Here is a 20,014-nt window from a genome sequence, read left to right as displayed (position 1 = left end):
GTTTCCAAGGCTGCGGAAGATACAACGTAAATTATATAATCAACTAATATTTTTGTGTCACAAATTATTGAACGGGTTGAAAAATCTTGATCATTTTAGGAATATTCGGGTGGAGCAAGATATCATTTCCGGCGTTTAATTGTATTTGAGAATTGAAAGATAGGATAAGATTGATACACAATTATACGATATGTTCTGGCGTTTTTCGGGATTAATCTTTCGAATTTGGGGTGTATATAAATATTTTGTAAATTGAAATAATGACCATATATTGTTCTGTGTTCTTTTAAAATATACTTATTCAAATTTTGAGTTGTATGAATTTTTCATTTTCCGGCTATAATACTGAGAATTTTTATGATGAAATGTTTACCGCCGAAGGTGGGATCCGCCCCGGATATGAACATTTGAAAAATAAATTTGAAAATCTATCCCATGAAGACCTTAAAAACCGACAGACCGTAACCGAGCGAGCTTTGCTTTCGATGGGTATTACTTTCAATGTATACTCGGAAGGAGAGGGGACTGAGCGGATTATGCCGATCGATATTATTCCGAGAGTACTGGCAAATGCCGAGTGGGAATGGCTGGAAAAAGGATTAAAACAACGGATCAAAGCGTTGAATATGTTCATTGACGATGTTTATAATGAGCAGAATATATTGAATGATGGCGTAGTTCCCCGCGAACTGATCGAATCGAGTAAATGTTTTCTCAAACCGTGTATTGGCCTTAAACCTCCGAAAGGAATATGGTGCCACATAACGGGTACCGACTTAATTAAAGGAGACGACGGGACTTTTATGGTATTGGAAGATAACTTGAGATGCCCTTCCGGCGTGTCTTATATGCTTGAAAACAGAGAGTTGTCAAAGCAGATCTTTCCTGACGTCATGGCTCGCACTGGAGTTAGGCCCGTTTCTGATTATGCCACTCGCTTGCTTCAAATGCTTCAGTATCTGGCCGACAGGCCCAATCCGACGGTCGTGGTGTTGACCCCGGGTATTTACAACTCCGCTTATTTTGAACATTCGTATCTGGCTCAGCAGATGGGTGTTGAACTGGTTGATGCACGCGATCTCGTTGTGTCAGACGGATATGTGAAGATGAAAACGACCAGTGGGTTGCAGATCATCGACGTAATATATCGCCGGATTGACGATACATTCCTGGATTCCGAGGCTTTCAATCCTGATTCGCTGATTGGTATCCCCGGCATCTTCGAAGTATATAAGAAAGGGAGAGTCGCGCTTGCGAACGCGCCTGGCACGGGAGTTGCTGATGACAAAGTTGTGTATGCATATGTACCACGGATCATTAAGTATTATCTTGATGAGGAGGCGATCATCCCGAACGTGAAAACCTACATATGCGGAGAACCTGATGATATGGAATATGTATTGGCAAATATCGAAAAGCTGGTAGTTAAGGAGGCGAATGAGGCAGGGGGGTACGGTATGTTGATCGGACCAAAAGCAACGCCTGAGGAGCATGAGCTTTTCAAAGAAAAAATAAAAGACAACCCAAGAAATTACATAGCACAACCAACAATTTCTCTTTCAAGAGTTCCGTGCATGATCGAGGGCCATGCAGAAGGAAGACACGTGGATTTACGTCCTTACATACTCTATGGTGATGAGGTTAGCGTGATTCCGGGTGGACTGACCAGAGTGGCTCTACGCAAAGGTTCGTTGGTGGTTAACTCCTCACAAGGAGGCGGTGGTAAGGATACGTGGGTATTGTATTGAAAATGAGTGGATGGGAGATGGATTTAATATAACACACTTAAAATGCAGAGAGAGATAACGGAATGGTATAGTCATTCTTTAAATAAGAATATGCAGGTCGCGGTTTATGGTCATTATGGTTTCGCCCTGATGATGATTCCAACCGCAGCTTCGGATTATCTGGAGTATGAAAGAAATGGCATCATTGACAGTCTCGAGAAATACATTTATGAAGGGAAGGTAAAAGTATATTGTATCAACAGTATCAATGACGAAAGTTGGCTGAATCCACATATGCATGGTTACGATCAGGCGATGCGGCATCAGGCATACAACGACTATATCATTAGAGAAGTCGTTCCTTACATTAAAGATACGACCAGTGCAAAAACGGATATTATAGCCTGTGGAATTTCATTTGGAGCGCTTCATGCGGCCAACCAGTTTTTCAAGCATCCTGAGATTTTTCAAGGCCTGATCGGGATAAGCGGTTGTTATGACCTGAGTGTTTATTCCAATGGGTACTTTGACAACAATGTATATTTCAATTCACCCGTTCATTATCTGCCTCAATTAAGAGTTGAGTCACATTTGGCGATGTACCGTCAGAGCAGGCATATACATTTTGTCACTGGACAAGGTGCATATGAAGTTCCTGACTATTCAAGATACATTTCATCCATTCTTAGCCTGAAGGATGTTCCGCATGAATTGGATATATGGGGATACGATATTCCACATGACTGGTGGGCCTGGAGAAAAATGCTTCCTTATTATATTGAAAGTAGGTTTTAGAATTCTCAGATTAGGTAAGGAATTGTGATTGATAGTTAGGTGTTGTCATTCATGGCAATAAATTGTTCTTACAGATGGACTGACCGTCGAAAACCGAAGTTAGAATACTGGTCGTCAGCCGACGTCCCCAATAAATAACGAAGCTCAATTCTGTTGCCAGAATTGAGCTTCGTTATTTATTGGGCTTTGTGCTTATGCTCCTTCAAATTGTCGTAGAAAACGAACATCATTTTCGGTGAACAACCTTAGGTCGTTGATGCCATATCGTAGCATCGTAATACGCTCAATACCCATCCCGAAAGCGAACCCGGTATATTCCTTGCTGTCGATTCCGCAGTTTTCCAGAACATTAGGATCCACCATTCCCGATCCTGCGATTTCAACCCATCCTGAGTGTTTACAAACATTGCAGCCTACTCCTTTACATATGAAACAGGTGACGTCAATTTCAGCACTTGGTTCTGTGAATGGAAAATAAGATGGACGTAAACGAATCTTTGAATCCTTTCCAAACATCTCTTTGGCAAAATGATATAGTGTGTCTTTCAAATCCTTGAACGACACATTTTTGTCTATATATAAGCCCTCCACCTGATGGAAAACGCAGTGCGCTCTTGCTGAAATGGCCTCATTACGGAACACGCGGCCCGGCATGATTGAACGGATCGGTGGTTTTTGTCTTTCCATTAACCGGATCTGCACGTTAGAAGTATGCGTTCTCAAAAGCACGTCTTCCTGAACACTTTCTTCGCTTTTAGAAATGAAAAAAGTATCCTGCATTTCACGGGCAGGGTGGTTATCTGCAAAATTCAACGCGCTGAAATTATACCAATCCTTTTCGATTTCAGGACCATATGTAACATTGAAGCCCATTCTTTCGAATATTTCAATGATTCTCCTTCTCACAATTGTCAAGGGATGCAGCGTGCCCTGCTGGTTTGGAACGTCAGGCAAGGTGAGGTCAAATTTCAATTCACTTTCCTGAGCACCGGAGCTTTCAAGTGTTTCGCTGAATGACTGAAATTTTTCCTGCGCAAAATTTTTCAGCGTATTCAGTTCTTGTCCAACAGCCCTTCTGTCTTCCTGAGGAATATTTTTCAAGCCATCAAACAGCTCCGTCACCACTCCTTTTTTGCTGATATAACGTAACCGATAGGCTTCCAATTCTTCTTTGTTGGATACCTGGCTGCTTTCAATTTCTGATATTAGTTCTTTTACGCGCTCTGAAATCATTATTGCAAATTGTTGAGGCAGTTTAACCTGCATTTTACTACTAATTACCGCCCTTCGCTCACCTGACTGCAAATAAAAAGGCAAAAATCAGGTGCAAAGATATGCAAAGTTCCGTCAGCTGATATGTCTTAAAGGTCCGGTTTGCAGATAGCGGCTTGAAATTCCAGAATTTGGTCATTTTAGGGTATACGTAAAATTACGCGTTTTACTAAGTGTCGCTACTGCTTTTGCATTCTGAATATATTTTAATTATTTGATAATCAGTATCTTATGTGCATATGCGTAGTTTTACGCTCTTTCCTTATTAACCGATTCGTGGTACTTTTGACACATAGGTTTTTGATCACATAAAGACAATTATTCAGGCTATGAAAACTTTTCCGTCCATCTCAGGTTCAACTTCTCCGTTAAGTAATGTAGGTTCTAGAAACGCATCTTTAATTTCTGTTCAGTCAATGGGTCACACCATTTTATTGAAGCCGGAAATGATTACCCTATTGGAGGGAGAGGGTAACTATACTTTTATATACACAAACAGTGGTAAGAAGTATCTTGTTTCAAAAACTTTGAAATCGCTTGCGGAACATCTGAACAGCAGCTTTATCAGGGTACACAAATCATATCTTGTAAACTCTGAATATGTGGTTGAAAGACTTGAAGATGACAGGCTGCTGAAAATGGCCGGCGGAAAAGAAGTGATGGTTTCCCGTAGAAAAACGAAGGAGATCAGTACATATCTGGATCATAGCGCGATGAGAATCAGCGCCTAACCAGCAAAAAAAGAAGTAAAATTAGTGGGTTATTCATAAATCAACAGCAGCCTTCGCATGATCGGAGGCTGCTTGTTTTGCTTAAGTAGAAGGCGATTAAAATAATTTAAGACCTAGTGTGACCTGCCAGGAGTCAATCTTTTGCTTCACACTTGTGCCTGCCTGACCAGACGAACCGTATACATCGAAAGTTGCGATATTGGTAAACGAACCTTCCTTCCGGACATCAAGACTGAAAGAGCCAATATCCAGGCCGACGCCCAACTGATACCCGAAAGTCGCCTCGGAAAGAGAATTGTTAGCATTTGAGGTGTAGTGACGAAATGCATCGGACAAAGACTGATTATCTCCAACTCGGAACGAAGCCACCGGGCCGGCAAGCACTCGGAACGGGCCACCTTTCAAACCGATCAGCAACGGAACATCAATATTGGTGAATTTGAATTTTACATTTTGAGTGACAACTCCCTCAGCCTCTGTTTTTTCAATATTCATAGTGCCGCCTTTTGTCGAAACCAGTACCTCAGGTTGAATAAAAATTGTTCTTCCAAACCTTGCATAGATTCCACCCACTGCTCCTGTTCTGGTGTCGAAGCTTGCTTTTAAATTGTCTTTAACTTCCTTTCCGTCATATCCCAGATATGGATTTCCTGCGTCGTCATGCCTTGTCGTAAACACATCGCCCATGCTCAGCCGGGACAGATTTACGCCGCCTTTAATTCCAAACGCAAAACCCTTCTTCTGCGCATGAGCAGTAGTGAAGAGTAGCATCGAAAGAAGGCAGGCGGATATTACTTTGGTAAGGTTGTTCATCGAGTAAAATGTAGTTAATCGGACTAATAACGTCAATCTTCAAAAAAATATGCCATGATCGATTTATATTTTGACTTAGCGGGCTACAATATGGTGGGATCGTGTGCCAAAGAGTGCCTAAAATCAAAATATAAGCTGTGGAAACGCTCATGTTGACCCACCGAAAATATTTGAGAATAAGGATTACAAACAAAACCATCATGTTAATCAGACAATTTCCCACTTTTCAACGAACTTTGAACTGACACCCGAACTAAAGAGGTTATAAAGCATCAGAGTTTGATGGTCTCAATAAAAACTAAAAGCTAACACCTAACTGCTAAAGCTCAAACATGGCCAAAGCCAAAACAGCATATTTTTGTCAGGAATGCGGGTATAACTCTCCAAAATGGATCGGGAAATGCCCTTCATGTGGAGAATGGAATACTTTCGTACAAGAAGTAATTGAAAAAGAGGATAAAAAACTATCGGTTTCGTGGAAGTCTATCAGCTTCGTCAGCAAACCAAAGGCGATCAATGATATAGTATACGAAAACGAGCCCAGGATCCACACGTTGGATGCTGAACTCAACAGAGTTTTAGGAGGGGGGATTGTTCAAGGGTCGCTGGTCTTGATAGGTGGGGAGCCGGGTATCGGGAAGTCGACATTGATGCTGCAGATTGCGCTGACTCTTTCCGGAAAACGGGTTTTGTATGTTTCAGGAGAGGAATCGGAGCAGCAAATTAAAATGCGGGCGGAGAGAATGACAGCTAAAAGTGAGAATTGCTATATACTCACGGATACGCAAACTTCCAGTATTTTCAGGCATATCGAGGAGTTTAATCCGGAAGTGCTCGTTGTAGACTCCATACAAACCATGCAGTCTGCTTACATCGAGTCTGGTGCAGGAAGTGTATCGCAGGTTCGGGAGTGTACGGCGGAGTTTATGAAATATGCGAAGGAAAGTGGTGTTCCGGTATTTCTGATCGGACATATTACGAAAGACGGATCTTTGGCTGGGCCTAAAGTGCTGGAACATATGGTTGACACGGTTTTGCAGTTCGAAGGAGACCGCCACACTACTTATCGTATTTTACGAACCATTAAAAACCGTTTTGGAAGTACCTCAGAGTTAGGGATATATGAAATGCATGGAAGTGGGCTGCGGCAGGTAAGCAATCCGTCTGAAATATTGATATCGCAGCGCGACGAGCCGGTAAGTGGAATCGCTATTGGGTCGATGATGGAAGGAAACAGACCTCTATTAATCGAAATTCAGTCGCTGGTAAGTGTCGCAACTTACGGAACGCCACAGAGAAGCAGCACCGGATTTGATGCAAAAAGATTGCAGATGTTGTTGGCTGTACTGGAAAAACGAGGGGGCTTTAGATTCGGCGTTCAGGATGTTTTCCTCAATGTAGCCGGTGGACTGAAAGTGGAAGATCCAGCTATTGACCTTTCCGTAGTGGCGTCGCTGGTATCTTCATATGAGGATAAATTCATATCGCCATCTGTTTGCTTCGCTGCAGAGGTTGGCCTGGGAGGTGAGGTTCGTGCCGTAAGCAGAATTGAAAGTAGGATATCGGAAGCTGAGAAACTGGGTTTTAAGAAAATATACATATCGAAATACAACAGCAAAGGCTTGGATCTGGATCGATCCAAATTAAAAGTGGTTCCAGTAGCAACGTTGGACGAATTTTTTATGGATGTATTCCGGTAAGGATATCAATAAGAAGAATAGAAATTTTTGAGTCGCCTGGTAACCTGATCGTAAAGCGGGTTGCTGAATTCTGTGAATAATTGGTTTGGATCAGGCGGATTTATTTCCTGACTTTTACAATTGGCCAATTGTTCTGTGGTTAAACCGACAGGGCTTCCAGTACATGTCCACCATTCGCATACCCACTTGTGTTCGCTGGAAAGACGATCGGTTAATATCACTTCCTTGGTATTGAAATCCCGGATCTGGATTTCCATGATACCTTCCGATGCAATTGTTTTTAGGAAGTGAATTATTTTACCTGATATGGTGTCCACAATGGCCACGGAATTAGTTGCCAGTTTGGGCTTGTCGATCACGAAACTATATATCTTTAGAACCAGTATTTGATCCGGACGGAGGTTCCCGTTATCATGTCTGGTGAAAAACTGAAGAAATCGATTTATTTTTTGACAGCTGTCAACCAAAGACTGTACTCTGGAATTTAGCTGAGTATTGGAAATTTGATAGTTATTGGGCTCCATGATGATCGAGTCGATCAATATCCTTGTGGAAGCCTGATCAAACGATATTTTTAATTTTTCACCAACTTCTCCAAAACCGGGTGATATCTGATTGGCTTTTGAGTAATGTTCAAACGCCGTTCTTGCGTCAGCCTTCACACCCGTTGTCAAAAGACGATCGCCTTCGTTGTTCCTGTCATTAGCCGCAAGTTTGCGAACAACAGTTTCCTGATTTTCGTAATCTACCGGTTTTACAGCGGCACAACTCTTGCATGTTGAAATGGAGTCATATAGCGCATTGAGTTTGATATAAGAAGATAGATCAGTTTCCCATTTGAAGATGTTTTCGGAAACTGAATTATTGCGTACAATAGCCAGATGCTTTTTCTGAGTGGACTCATATGCCCTTTTTAGCGATTTTAGAGCTTTAGGGCTGCTCGGATTTGTTCGAAAATATGCAATTGTTCGGTAGATGGATTCACGATTAGAATCCAATTTCTGGTCAACACGTGCCGTTTTACATCCGTCAAACAAATATCCGATCACCACGACGGAAACCGAAAGGAATACCCGTCTTAGATTTTTCACATTTTCTGATAGAGGTTCAAATAACGTTTCGTCCTCAAGTTACTTCATTTTGGAATGTTTTACCAGATATGCCATCAGAATAGGATCGAAACCTCTTGCGATATCAGCTTCGATGAAGTCGATTTTGTACTGTCCGCACTTCAGTTTAAGCTTTTGGTAAAACTCACCGACAAATTTTTGGTAAGGCGCACGAACCTGATCAGGCTGCAATTTGATCCTTTCGCCGGATTCCAGATCGATAAATTCATAGGGACGATTTTCAAAAGAGAACAACTCCTCGGTACTGCGGTCGGTTACGTGAAAAAGAAGGACTTCGTGAAGATTATGCCGAAGATGCTGCAGTGCTGAAAAAAGCAGGTCAGCTTCCTCCAGATTTTCAAACATATCACTGAATATCACAACCAACGAGCGTTTGTGAATTTTCTCAGCTATCTCGTGTAGTATTTGTGCAACAGAAGTTTTGCGTAGGGGGCGATTGGTTTTGAGCTGCTTTTCCAAATCTAGCATGATCTTGTGAACATGCGATGGGGTTGATTTTACAGCAGTTTGAATTTCAATTTCTTCCGAAAAAGTACAAAGACTAACAGCATCCTTCTGGCGCTGAAGCAGGTGAGCAATACTAGCCGCTGCCATGATACTGAACGTCATTTTACCATAATCTGCTTCCGGATAATACATTGAAGAAGACGTGTCGAGAAGAAGATGACAGCGTAAATTGGTCTCTTCCTCGTATCTTTTTACGTACAAACGATCTGTTTTGGCAAAGACTTTCCAGTCGATATTGCGCGTCGATTCGCCTGTGTTGTAAAGCTGATGTTCGGCAAACTCAACGGAGAAACCGTGAAAGGGAGATTTGTGCAGTCCGGTGATAAAGCCTTCCACCAGCTGTTTGGCCAGAAATTCAAGGTTTCCGAATTCTCTTATTTTTGCAAGGTCTAACCTGCCGTTGGCCATTTAGTATATCTACTTAAATTATTTGGATCGCATTGAGATAATCTTTCCCGAACCCGGGTCCAGCTCTTCATCGGTACCAAGCAATACCATTCCCTCACTACCGACTACTCTGATACTCACATTTCCAACTCCGGCACCGACAATTCCTAACGATTTCGCAGCCTCTTTACTTACATCTATAACCCTGTTTCTGGAATATGGTCCTCTGTCGTTCACCCTGACAATTACTTTGCTGTTATTATCCAGATTCGTTACCTCCAGCATTGTATTTAAGGGATAACTGCGGTGGGCGGCGGACATTTCGGAGGCCTTGTGAACTTCTCCAAAAGCGGTTTTGCGACCGTGGAATCTTGAAGCGTAAAATGATGCTCTGCCTCTTTCAACTTTGCCCAGTTTTACCTGAGCTTCAGCATATTCAAAACAGCCGGCTGTCAACAGAAGAACAAAAACCAGAATCCGATTATAAGTCATATCTGAGTGTTTTGGTGGAACATTAATAAGCCCGTTGGGGACTTATTATACTGCTAGTAGTCACCTATTTATCGCGGTTGGCGAAGGCGAATTCTTCAAATGTAACAGAATTAGATGACAAAAAAGTATATATGCACCGAAAAAAAGCTTCAGAAAAGTGTCAGAATGCCCGTCAGAAAGGCTGAATTGAGTAATATCTTTTGGATTTTTTGTTAGGTGCAATAAACTTTCTATTTTAGCGTTCGAAAACCTATTTAACAAACACAAAATAGTGGAAGACAGAGAGCAAATCTACTCCAAAAGGGTTAGGGCAGGAAAACGGACTTATTTTTTCGACGTTCGCTCTACGCGATCTAACGATTATTATTTAACGATCACAGAAAGCCGTCGTCACCCGCAGGGAGACGGGTTTACGTACGAGAAACACAAAATGTTCTTGTACAAAGAAGATTTTGATAAGTTTGTTGAGGCTCTGAAAGACGCCGTTGACCACGTTAAAACTGAATTGATGCCGGAAGTGGACTTTTCTCAATTCGAATCCAAGAACGATGAGGTGGATGTAGTGGGTGAGTCGGATCTGAAGTGGGAGTAATTTCCTGAGCTTTACAAATAATTCCCCTGGCCTTTGGAAGTGTTTCCGAAGGCTTTTCGTTTTGATTTGATATATCACTTTTTCAATGGCGATGGATTTCAGCGCCTTAATGACTACTTTTGTCTTTTCTTTTGAAAGATAACTTAGTTGTATTACTGTAATATTATATAAATGAGTCTTCAATGCGGGATCGTAGGTTTACCAAACGTAGGTAAATCCACCCTTTTTAACGCTATTTCAACAGGTAAGGCAGAGGCTGCTAATTACCCGTTTTGCACAATTGAGCCGAACGTTGGTGTCGTAACCGTTCCGGATGAGCGTCTTGATATACTTACCGAGCTTGTCACTCCACAGAAAGTAATTCCAACGATCATAGAATTTGTGGATATCGCGGGGCTTGTGAAAGGAGCGAGCCAGGGAGCTGGTTTGGGGAATAAATTTCTTGCCAATATTCGTGAAGTTGACGCTATCGTGCATGTTGTAAGATGTTTTCAGGATGAAAATGTGGTACACGTAGAAGGTCGGGTTGACCCGGTTTTCGATAAGGAAATTATCGATATCGAACTTCAATTGAAAGACTTGGAGTCGGTTGAGAAAAAAATTCAGAAAACGGAGAAAGCTGCTCGTGCGGGTGATGCAAAAGCGAAAGCCGAATTGGAATGGTTGAAAACGTATAAGGCGACATTAGAGGCAGGTAAAAATGCCAGAAGTGTTCAGATAGACGCAGAAACAAAAGAATCCGTTATCGGAGATTTGCAATTACTGACGGCGAAACCTGTGTTGTATGTTGCGAACGTCGACGAAGGTTCGATGATTTCCGGCAACGAATATTCGGAAAAATTGAGAGAAGCTGTAAAGCATGAAGGTGCGGAAGTTATTGTACTTTGTGCAGCCATTGAGTCTCAGATTTCTGAAATAGAGGATCCCGAGGAGCATGAAATGTTTTTGGGTGAATACGGATTGACGGAGTCAGGTTTAAGCAAACTGATCAGAGCCTCATATGCATTATTGAATCTGATTACTTACTTCACGGCAGGTGTAAAGGAAGTACGTGCATGGACTATCGTGAGAGGTTGGAAAGCTCCTCAGGCTGCTGGTGTGATTCACTCAGATTTTGAAAAAGGCTTTATCCGTGCAGAAGTTATCAAAATTGGTGATTTTCAGCAATATAAAAATGAAGCAGGCGTGAAAGAGGCTGGTAAAATGGCTGTGGAAGGTAAAGAATATGTAGTTGCGGACGGAGATATTATGCACTTCCGTTTTAACGTTTAGCCCGTTTAATCAGGCGATTTCAACACGTAAAAAATGCCGACGAATTGATTCGCCGGCATTTTTTATGTGTGATGATGTCTCACCTTCTCCGGTTCCATTCCACAGTCCGATATCCAACCAATAGATCTGATCGCCCGGCTGGTGGTCTAAAATAAACCAGTATGTCAAAGTCGTTTTCAGTTGTTGCATAATTTCCTTCAATCAGGGATTCATCGGCTTTTTTTGTTCGGGAGTCTACAGCCGTATAATCAAAATTCACGACACCTTGCTTTATCAATATCTCGGCCTCATAAACGCCCGTGTCGTCATTGAATTTCATCCGGTTGCGGTCGTTCAACTGCCACAGATTGAAGCCTCCGTTTACATAATAGGTCAGTTCCGGTTCTTCCTCGGCTTTGAGGGAGAATACGACAGGAGTATAATCTGCCTCGATACTTCCCCTCCCTGATTCGCTTTGATCAACGATATATCCACCGTTAAAGTCATCCAGTTGCAGGTGGCCGTCCGTACGCGATTTGTCAGGGAATAGTATCAAACGGGTAATATCCGATCTTTCCACCGTTTCAATTCCATATCCCCTGGCAGCCAATGTTCGGCTATCAAAATATCGAAACTCGTTTCCTCCCTGAAATGTGTTTTCCAGATTAAAGAAATTATATTCCAGCAACTTATCAAAGGGACGAACGTTGCTCGGCTTAAATCCAGTTTTAGACTGATCCCAGCGAAAGTTCTTTCGCATGACCACTTTAAGGTCCGTCTGGGGTGCATTCAGGTTTAAACCGCCATAGTCAATACTAAAATCGATCTGCTGATCAGTTTGCTGTTGCGATATCCCTTGGGAAAACCGTGCCTTGGCCGTGATATTGACTTTGCTGTCATAAACCATGAACCTGCGACTACACACAGGATTTCGGTTTTCATAAATAACCAGAACATAATTTCCTGAAAGCTTCAATCTTGGAACAGTAAGGCTGTAGTGATAATAAGGGACTTTGGTGCTAAACGACTGCTCTCTGTCATTAATAATATAGTCGTTATATTCATATGTATATTCAATTTCGTTCAATACGGATTTTGTCCAATCGGAATTGCAATGAAAAATTTTAGCTCTGAAACTGGAAGATTGTCCGGAAAGATCGTCAAACTCAAGTACCAATGGATTTTGACTTTGTAGCGATATTATCGGAGGACTTAACAGGCGCTTGGGATCTTCCAAATCCGATATAGACGGGTAGAGCAGTACCGTCGCAATTTTGTTTGTATATATCTTGTCGTCCATGGCGACAGGTTCCTGTGCATGGACTGCGATGAAGCAAAATAGAAGTATAATTGTCAGAATTTTATGCATTGCTAAACAGGGTGAAAAATGAAGTTGCCAAAGTATTCTTATTTCATGGAAACGCCAAGCAGTAACGATTTGGTACAGGATATAATGATATGTCAGCGGAATAAAGACTGCCACAAAGGCACGAAGAATGGAAGAAAGGTTTAATTTAATGGAACATCCTTGGTTTATTGGTGCCTCAACGGGAAAATAAATATCAAGGGTATTCTAATATACGGACATAAAAAAAGAGGCAACGAGGCCTCTTCTTATCAATAATATTAAGTTAAGCTAGCTCTTCAACAAGCAACATGGCGTTTTCCCATTCGTCGTTGGCTTTTTCCAGCTTTTGTTTTACTTCCGCGTAACGTTTGGTTGCAGTAGACTGTGCAGCAGCGTCATCATATATTTTTGGATCAGCGAGCGTTTTCTCCGCCTCACTTTTCTCTTTTTCCAGATTGCTTATCTTCAGCTCAAGTTCTTCAACCAGCTTTTGTGCTTTTTTTAGTTTTTGAGCATCTTCACCGGACGTTGACTTGTTAGCTTTTGCCTCGGTTTTGACAGACGCCGTCTTTTGTGGCGGTGCGCTGCTAACTACAGCCTTGTCGCTCACAGCGGATTCGAGCCCCCTTTCTTCTACCCAAATTTCGTATTCTTCATATGTTCCAGGATATTCCTTGATCTGATGGTCTTCGATATACCAGATTTTATTGGCAATATTTTCAACGAAATAACGGTCGTGGGAAACCACGATATAGCTGCCTTCATATTGCTGCAAAGCCTGGATCAGGATATTGACGGATTGCATATCCAAGTGGTTGGTAGGCTCATCAAGCAGCAGGAAGTTAGCCTGAGAAAGCAATACTTTTGCCAAAGCAACACGGGATTTCTCACCCCCCGAAAGCACTTTGATCTTCTTGAAAACATCGTCTCCACTAAACAGGAAGCAACCCAATACTGTTCGTAATTCCGTTTCAGTTTTGGTTGGATTGGCATATTTCAGCTCCTCGATCAGGTTATGCTTCACGTTCAACGATTCCAGCTGGTGCTGCGCGTAAAACGTAAATTCAACATTATGTCCAAGTCGTCTTTTTCCTTCAATCGGCTCAGTACCTGCTACAACACGTAATACTGTAGATTTACCACGGCCATTCGCACCGATCAACGCGATTTTGTCGCCCCGTTCCATTGAAATGCTCGTGGTGTCAAGAATAACCTTTTCGCCATATGCTTTGGAAGCGTCTTCTAGCTGAAATACGTGACGGCCTGGCTGCGTAGTGAATTGAAAGCGGAAGTGAACTTTTGCATTTTCGTCCACAACAGCATCGACTACATCCAGTTTGTCAAGTGCTTTAACCCGGCTTTGAACCTGTTTGGATTTTGTGGCTTTTGCTTTAAACCGTTCGATAAAACGCTCCGTCTGGCGGATTTTGGCTTGTTGATTCTCATAAGCACCACGCTGAATTTCATTACGCTGATCTTTTTCCTCCAGATAGTAAGAATAGTTTCCAGAATAATAATTCAACTTTCCGCCCGATACTTCGACTGTGGTATCGATCGTATTATCAAGGAATTGCCTATCGTGGGAAACGACGATCACAGCTCCTTCGTAACTTTGAACATATTTTTCAACCCACTGAATAGACGGTAAGTCAAGGTGGTTTGTAGGCTCGTCGAGCATCAATAATGAAGGTTTTTGCAAAAGCAGTTTGGCCAACATTACGCGCATACGCCATCCCCCTGAAAACAACCGAAGCGGTCTTTGCAGGTCATCGGTTACAAAACCAAGCCCTTCCAATATCGCCTCCGCTTTGGATTGAACAGAATATCCGTCCAACGCGTCGAACTCATCCTGAACACGTGCCAGCTTGTCAACAAGTTCATCGCGGTAGTTGGTCTCCATTTCGTGGAGAATCTTGTCAATTTGTACCTGCAACTCATTCTGTCTTTCAAAAGCCTGCATGGCAACCGAAAGAATAGAGTCGTCTGTTTGGTATGAAAGTAAATCCTGATTCAAAAATCCGATGGTACAGTCGCCAGCTTTGGATATCGAGCCGCCGTCAGGCTGAAACTCACCATTGATCATCCGGAGCAGCGTAGATTTACCAGTTCCGTTCAGACCAATCAGGCCGATTTTTTGTTTTGGTTTAATATGCAGCGACGCACTATCGTAAAGTGCACGGTCGCCGAGGAAATAACTTAGGTTCGTAATCGCGATCATGGTGCAAAGTTACGGGAAAGAAGCAGATAGCGAAAATTAGAATAGTAATAGTTACACTGTTGGTGCAAGTTCAATGCTTATTATACCGTTTTATTGTAAATTTGATTAGTATATTGATATATTGGGGTAATAAAAAAGTGTTACTGGTGCGGTTGAAAGTTGTTGTATATCATTAGAATTAAATTCAGGAACTATGTATTTAGCGTTGGAATGGTCATTTGAAAATGGGCAAGTGGTGCTAAATGAACCCCTGCCTTCTTCGAAGAAAGCGAAGGTTATCGTTTTGTTCGAAAAAGAGATAGATCTAAACCTTGGCAGAGAAAGGTGGGGTACAAGTACCTGATAGATCAGGAGTTACAGTAAAAGTTCGTATTTGCTCACCTGACGATTTTTAAGGAGCTAAACATAATTACCTCATATTTTGAATAACCTATTCCCTATATTTCTTAAACTCGAAAACCTTCATACACTCATCGTGGGTGGGGGATACGTTGGTCTAGAGAAAATTACCGCAGTGTTAGGCAATTCTCCTCGCGCAAAAGTAACGCTCGTTGCGCCGGAAATTGGGCAGGAAATCCGGGATATCGCTTCCAATAATCCACTGGTTGATCTGAATTTCAGAAAGTTTGAAGAAAGCGATTTGGCGGGAAAGGATTTGGTAATTATTGCAATCAATGATCGAACCCAAAGTGCAGTAATTAAGGAGCTTGCTGCCAAGCAGCATATCCTCGCCAACGTGGCAGATACGCCCGATCTCTGCGATTTTTACCTTTCTTCTGTTGTAAAAAAAGGAAATCTGAAAGTAGCCATATCCACCAACGGAATGTCGCCGACCATGGCGAAACGACTGAAAGAAGTACTTTCAGAGGCGCTGCCTGACAATCTCGAAATGGCCATGGAGCAACTCCAGGCCGTACGTAATATGTTAAAAGGAGATTTCGCATATAAAGTCGACGAGCTCAATAGGATAACCTCCGTACTTGTTGACAAAAAAGCGGAATTGTGAGAATTTTCTGAAATAGAAATCAAAATATTTTCAAAGAATAATTATAAAATTGATTGCTTGTATTTCATAATTACGAAACTTTCGTAGATTTACGAAAAAATCGTAGATTTGGAAAAGCTAACACAGCCAGAAGAAGAAGCCATGCAGGCCGTTTGGAAAGTGGGAGAGGGAAATGTCAAGTCATTTTTACCTGAACTCTCTGACCCCAAGCCGCCCTATACTACACTCGCTTCGATCATCAAGAATTTAGAAAAGAAGGGATATCTAACTAGCCGCCTGGTGGGTAATACTTATATCTATTCTCCTGCTATCACGGAAGAGGCTTATAAACAGAAGTTTGTGGGTAACGTCGTGAAGGATTATTTCGCCAACTCATATAAAGAGATGGTCAGCTTTTTCATTGAGAAAAAGAAAATCTCTGCCGATGAACTCAAAGAGCTGATTGAATTGATTGAAAATAAAAAGTAAGGAATTCTAAATCAATTAGCCATGGCACACTTCATTGATTACTTGTTAAAAGTTTCTTTAGGCCTCGTTTTGGTCTACCTGTTTTACCGACTTATATTAAGTCGCCACACATTTTACACCTGGAACCGCTGGTGCCTCCTCATGTATTCGATACTAGCGTTTATTATTCCAATAATCAACATCAGTCCGGCGATACATGAAGCGGGGGAGGTTCCAAATGCTATTGTTGAAGCAGTTCCCGCTCTACCTAAAATTGAAGATGCTGTTTCCATATACCGGACTTCTACTTCAAACCTCCACAAACCGTTGGAAAGTAAGTCATTGCCTTCCATAGAGATATGGGATATTGTTTTTTGGATTTTTCTCGCTGGTTGTTTGATCAGAGTTGCTCAGATATGCAGTCAGCTATATGCTTTTCGGCGTATTAAAAAACGATCGGAATTGATATATATGAAGGGTGTATCGGTATATCACCTCAAAGAAAATATTCTTCCATTTTCATTCTGGAAAAGCATATTTTTGAATCAAAATGCTCATAGCGAGGAAGATAAGAATCGAATAATTGTCCATGAATTAGCCCATGTCAATCAGCTTCATTCACTGGATATTCTGTTTGCTGAATTGCTATGTACCGTGTGCTGGTTTAATCCTGCTGTCTGGTTGATACGCCATGCAATTCGTGAAAACCTGGAGTATATCGCAGACCGTGAAGTGATTCAAAAAGGGACTGGGGCCAAAGAATATCAATATTTACTTCTAAAAGTTTCAGGAAATCATATGAGCGGAATGGTGAATTATTTCACTTTCTCCTCTCTGAAAAAGCGCATTCTGATGATGAACAAGGTAAGATCCGCTCGTATTCATTTGATCAAATTTGGGTTTGTACTTCCGTTGATCTGCGTTTTACTGGTTGCTTTCAGAAATAATAAAGCGTCGTTTTGGTCCGAATTTGGTGGTATTGGATCCAAGCAGCCGGTGATTATCACCGGAATTCTAAGAGACAGTGAATCGGGCCAGCCACTTCGCGATTATAAGATGGATATTCTATTCAATACCGTCGACTTTGTGGTTGATTCAGTTTCATTAAAATTTGATAAAACAGAGCGTCAGATGATCGCATCAGTACGAACTGATGATGATGGATTTTATTATTGGGTGGATACGGTTGCCAGCCGAATCGATATTCCCAATAGTCAATATGCATTCGAATTAAGAGGGTCAGAATATGAATATGGGGGAAACGTATGGTTTCAAAATGAAAGTGATAATTGGCAACTGTTTGGTGAAGTTACTTATCTAGTCAAAAAATCATTAAAAGCCGGCTTTCATGACTGGTATAACCAAAATATAACAAGCTTGGTTAAGAGATATGTTAGCAGGGATGAAATTAAGTCAAATCTCATCAAAAATTCTGTTGCATTTGTGCAGGAGCATGAGCTTAAAATGAATTTTCGAAACGCATACAAAAATCCCAGCCAAATCGTCACCAAATTCCAAAACGGGTATTTTGATCAAAATAGAGATTTGATCGGATATGTTGGGCAGATGCAATTTTACATTGATGGAGAGGAAGTTACTTATGATAAAGTCAATTATAACTTCCGGTTTAGACAGCCTAATCTGGTGAATTCCAATCGAATTGAAATTCAGGAACGGTATGCTACGAAGATGTATTACTTCACTTCAGATACCAACCGCGACGCACCGCCTTCTTCTATTGTTAAATCTAAAAACGTGGAGTGGATCGATGTCTCCAGGTTTGATATGGCGGTTCTGGATAAGGACTCATTTTATCTGAATGGATTTTGGCAAGTGAACGGTGTAGGTAGTAATATGAGACCCGAACGGGGCGAAATCAAACGGATAGCGTTGCTGAAGGGAAAATTGGCCAGATACTATAACAAGAACTTTGAAAAGCTCTGGTGGATCGAGACACGACCGGCAGAAGAAGTGGTCGGAAGGCCTGATTTTGCGAAATTATAATAGATCAAGCTCCTTCCATCCGGTGGGAGCTTTTAGTTTCAGTTGGAAGATCCAAAATAAAATGTAAAATAATCAGCAACGGGGGATAAGATTTGGAGAGGGCTGGTCTTACAGTGGTTATTGACTTCGGGTGAGATTTTAGTGAAAAATACCCGAATCGAAAAGCATTAAGTTCACATATCCTTTTTATGAGTATGAATTTTGCGTCCCAAATTCAACAAACAACCCTAACCGTAATGCTTCTCTCTGGCTTGTTATTTCAAGGGTTTCAGACTGAGGCTCAAAGAAATGTTACCAAGGCCAACGATTCCAATACGCCGCTCCATCTACTACAGCCCGACTATCCGATTCCTTACGGTGTAGTAAAAAAAGAGAATATCAAGGCCGATCTGGATCGGATATATGGTTATCTCAATAAAGTTACTCCGGCCGGATTTGTCAATTCCAAAACTGGCGAGAGGGTTACGGATCTGACTAAAATTGATAACAATACAGCACTTCAAAAGGGTGATTTCAGGATAGTAAGCTATGAATGGGGCGTGACGTACGGAGCGATGTTGCTGACCAGCAGAATAACCGGCGATCCGAAATTCAAAGAATATGCTGATTCAAGGCTGAAATTCATAGCCGAATCGGTTCCGTATTTTAAGAAAAGTAGCCAGGCGAATACCGACTGGGCGACGGCGGGGCCTTTGCGTGGACTTGTCGATCCGCATGCGTTGGACGACTGCGGCGCGATGTGTGCGGCGATGATCAAGGCCACCAGGGATGGAAGTAACGGAAATTTTCGTCCTCTGATCGACAGTCATATCGACTATATACTGAATAAGGAACATAAACTGAGCGACGGTACCCTCGCCCGCAATCGGCCACAACCCAATACCATCTGGCTTGATGATCTCTTTATGGCTGTTCCTGCACTGGCTCAAATGGGTAAACTTACCGGCGAGACCAAATATTATGACGAAGCCGCGAAGCAGGTTATTCAGATATCCGACCGGATGTTTAATAATCAAAAGGGGGTGTATATGCATGGCTGGGTAGAGGGAATGACAGAGCATCCACAATTTCACTGGGCAAGAGCGAACGGCTGGGGTATTTTGACGAAAGTGGAACTACTCGATGTACTCCCGGAAAACCATCCGTCCAGACCCAAAATTCTGGAATTGTTAAAGTCGCATGTTAAAGGATTAGCATCGTATCAGTCAGGCTCGGGTTTCTGGCATCAGCTTTTAGATCGTGAAGATTCATATCTGGAAACCTCTGCAACGGCCATTTATGCCTATTCAATTGCCAAAGCAATTAATAAAGGCTGGATTGACGGACTGGCATATGCACCCATGACACTCCTGGCATGGAATGCGGTTTCCACTAAAATCAATCCAGAAGGTCAGGTTGAAGGAACGTGTGTAGGAACGGGAATGGGCTTTGATCCTGCCTTTTACTACCACCGCCCGATCAGTCCGTTTGCAGCACATGGATATGGCCCTGTAATAATGGCCGGCGCCGAAATTATAAATCTCTTGAATACTAAAGCATTTGAAATCAATGATAGCTCCGTGCAGCTGTTGCAGAAAAAGTGAGGTATTTTCGG

18 protein-coding genes are annotated in these 20,014 nt (G+C 42.0%); 11 read left to right on the top strand and 7 right to left on the bottom strand.

The window, feature by feature from the left end:
* Positions 1–317 precede the first annotated feature (317 nt).
* Both AC1XUD_RS11870 and AC1XUD_RS11865 read left to right on the top strand, forming a co-directional pair.
* Positions 318–1,748 (top strand): circularly permuted type 2 ATP-grasp protein, encoded by a 1,431-nt coding sequence (locus AC1XUD_RS11870; protein ID WP_483361216.1) that lies wholly within the window; start codon positions 318–320, stop codon positions 1,746–1,748.
* Positions 1,749–1,790: 42 nt separating this feature from the next.
* Positions 1,791–2,522, top strand: coding sequence for an esterase family protein (locus tag AC1XUD_RS11865; RefSeq protein ID WP_483361215.1), 732 nt, complete (start codon positions 1,791–1,793; stop codon positions 2,520–2,522).
* A 192-nt stretch (positions 2,523–2,714) separates the two neighbouring features.
* Here the strand turns inward: AC1XUD_RS11865 and pheS are convergent, their stop codons facing one another.
* On the bottom strand, positions 2,715–3,755 hold the full coding sequence (pheS, locus tag AC1XUD_RS11860; RefSeq protein WP_483361214.1) for a phenylalanine--tRNA ligase subunit alpha: 1,041 nt from the start codon (positions 3,753–3,755) through the stop codon (positions 2,715–2,717).
* A 368-nt stretch (positions 3,756–4,123) separates the two neighbouring features.
* Here pheS and AC1XUD_RS11855 point away from each other — a divergent pair, with 368 nt between their 5' ends.
* Positions 4,124–4,525 (top strand): LytR/AlgR family response regulator transcription factor, encoded by a 402-nt coding sequence (locus AC1XUD_RS11855; protein WP_483361213.1) that lies wholly within the window; start codon positions 4,124–4,126, stop codon positions 4,523–4,525.
* Between the two features lie 96 nt (positions 4,526–4,621).
* Here AC1XUD_RS11855 and AC1XUD_RS11850 read toward each other — a convergent pair whose 3' ends face one another.
* Positions 4,622–5,338, bottom strand: coding sequence for a porin family protein (locus tag AC1XUD_RS11850; protein ID WP_483361212.1), 717 nt, complete (start codon positions 5,336–5,338; stop codon positions 4,622–4,624).
* A 332-nt stretch (positions 5,339–5,670) separates the two neighbouring features.
* On the opposite strand from AC1XUD_RS11850, the gene radA reads away from it, so the two are divergent.
* Positions 5,671–7,038 carry a DNA repair protein RadA gene (gene radA / locus AC1XUD_RS11845; RefSeq protein ID WP_483361211.1) on the top strand — a complete coding sequence of 456 codons (1,368 nt, stop codon included), beginning with the start codon at positions 5,671–5,673 and terminating at the stop codon, positions 7,036–7,038.
* 5 nt (positions 7,039–7,043) lie between these two features.
* Here radA and AC1XUD_RS11840 read toward each other — a convergent pair whose 3' ends face one another.
* From AC1XUD_RS11840 to AC1XUD_RS11830, 3 genes are read right to left on the bottom strand one after another with little or no spacing between them, the layout of a single operon-like run.
* Positions 7,044–8,129, bottom strand: a complete 1,086-nt coding sequence (locus tag AC1XUD_RS11840) for a hypothetical protein (protein ID WP_483361210.1) — start codon at positions 8,127–8,129, stop codon at positions 7,044–7,046.
* Between the two features lie 39 nt (positions 8,130–8,168).
* Positions 8,169–9,083 (bottom strand): DUF58 domain-containing protein, encoded by a 915-nt coding sequence (locus tag AC1XUD_RS11835; RefSeq protein ID WP_483361209.1) that lies wholly within the window; start codon positions 9,081–9,083, stop codon positions 8,169–8,171.
* Between the two features lie 18 nt (positions 9,084–9,101).
* Positions 9,102–9,554: a septal ring lytic transglycosylase RlpA family protein gene (locus AC1XUD_RS11830; protein WP_483361208.1), complete on the bottom strand. Its 453-nt coding sequence runs from the start codon at positions 9,552–9,554 to the stop codon at positions 9,102–9,104.
* Between the two features lie 271 nt (positions 9,555–9,825).
* Here AC1XUD_RS11830 and AC1XUD_RS11825 point away from each other — a divergent pair, with 271 nt between their 5' ends.
* Both AC1XUD_RS11825 and ychF read left to right on the top strand, forming a co-directional pair.
* Positions 9,826–10,146, top strand: a complete 321-nt coding sequence (locus tag AC1XUD_RS11825; protein ID WP_483361207.1) for a DUF3276 family protein — start codon at positions 9,826–9,828, stop codon at positions 10,144–10,146.
* Between the two features lie 171 nt (positions 10,147–10,317).
* Entirely contained in the window at positions 10,318–11,418 is a 1,101-nt protein-coding gene (gene ychF, locus AC1XUD_RS11820; protein ID WP_483361206.1) for a redox-regulated ATPase YchF, read from the top strand.
* A gap of 79 nt (positions 11,419–11,497) precedes the next feature.
* Here the strand turns inward: ychF and AC1XUD_RS11815 are convergent, their stop codons facing one another.
* The gene (locus AC1XUD_RS11815; protein WP_483361205.1) at positions 11,498–12,766 is read right to left on the bottom strand and encodes a type IX secretion system plug protein; all 1,269 of its coding nucleotides are present in this window, start codon (positions 12,764–12,766) and stop codon (positions 11,498–11,500) included.
* Positions 12,767–13,028: 262 nt separating this feature from the next.
* A complete protein-coding gene (locus AC1XUD_RS11810; RefSeq protein WP_483361204.1) occupies positions 13,029–14,963 on the bottom strand; it encodes an ABC-F family ATP-binding cassette domain-containing protein in 1,935 nt (644 codons plus the stop codon).
* A 193-nt stretch (positions 14,964–15,156) separates the two neighbouring features.
* Here AC1XUD_RS11810 and AC1XUD_RS11805 point away from each other — a divergent pair, with 193 nt between their 5' ends.
* The 5 genes from AC1XUD_RS11805 (at position 15,157) to AC1XUD_RS11785 (ending at position 20,003) form a co-directional block, all read left to right on the top strand.
* Positions 15,157–15,306 (top strand): hypothetical protein, encoded by a 150-nt coding sequence (locus tag AC1XUD_RS11805; protein ID WP_483361203.1) that lies wholly within the window; start codon positions 15,157–15,159, stop codon positions 15,304–15,306.
* 78 nt (positions 15,307–15,384) lie between these two features.
* On the top strand, positions 15,385–15,969 hold the full coding sequence (locus AC1XUD_RS11800; RefSeq protein WP_483361202.1) for a precorrin-2 dehydrogenase/sirohydrochlorin ferrochelatase family protein: 585 nt from the start codon (positions 15,385–15,387) through the stop codon (positions 15,967–15,969).
* A gap of 108 nt (positions 15,970–16,077) precedes the next feature.
* Positions 16,078–16,437 (top strand): BlaI/MecI/CopY family transcriptional regulator, encoded by a 360-nt coding sequence (locus AC1XUD_RS11795; protein ID WP_483361201.1) that lies wholly within the window; start codon positions 16,078–16,080, stop codon positions 16,435–16,437.
* 21 nt (positions 16,438–16,458) lie between these two features.
* The gene (locus tag AC1XUD_RS11790) at positions 16,459–18,420 is read left to right on the top strand and encodes a M56 family metallopeptidase (RefSeq protein ID WP_483361200.1); all 1,962 of its coding nucleotides are present in this window, start codon (positions 16,459–16,461) and stop codon (positions 18,418–18,420) included.
* A gap of 236 nt (positions 18,421–18,656) precedes the next feature.
* The gene (locus tag AC1XUD_RS11785; RefSeq protein ID WP_483361199.1) at positions 18,657–20,003 is read left to right on the top strand and encodes a glycoside hydrolase family 88/105 protein; all 1,347 of its coding nucleotides are present in this window, start codon (positions 18,657–18,659) and stop codon (positions 20,001–20,003) included.
* The last annotated feature ends 11 nt before the right edge of the window (positions 20,004–20,014 follow it).

Source organism: Dyadobacter sp. HNCC25DJ184 (assembly GCF_056895215.1).
This window is presented reverse-complemented; position numbering and strand designations above follow the sequence as displayed.